Annotated in this window: 1 protein-coding gene; it reads left to right on the forward strand. The window is 63.2% G+C overall.

All coding sequences use genetic code 11. The features are described 5' to 3' along the window. A partial coding sequence (locus RRF55_RS27265; protein WP_439419208.1) for an AAA family ATPase occupies window positions 1-418 on the forward strand: 418 nt, incomplete at both ends.

Consider the following 418-nt stretch of genomic DNA (forward strand, 5'->3'; position numbering starts at 1 on the left):
GTCGGTCCGACCGGTTCGGGCAAGACGCTGCTGGCCGAAACCCTGGCCCGCCTGCTCAACGTGCCGTTCACCATGGCCGACGCCACCACGCTGACCGAAGCCGGTTACGTGGGCGAGGACGTGGAGAACATCATCCAGAAGCTGCTGCAGAAGTGCGACTACGACGTCGAGAAGGCACAGCAGGGCATCGTCTACATCGATGAAATCGACAAGATCTCGCGCAAGAGCGAGAACCCGTCGATCACCCGCGATGTGTCCGGCGAAGGCGTCCAGCAGGCCCTGCTGAAGCTGATCGAAGGCACCGTGGCCAGCGTGCCGCCGCAGGGCGGTCGCAAGCATCCGCAGCAGGAATTCCTGCAGGTGGACACCAAGAACATCCTGTTCATCTGTGGCGGTGCGTTTGCCGGCCTGGACAAGG

It is taken from the genome of Klebsiella sp. K47 (assembly GCF_051858335.1).
GTDB lineage: Bacteria > Pseudomonadota > Gammaproteobacteria > Enterobacterales > Enterobacteriaceae > Klebsiella > Klebsiella pneumoniae.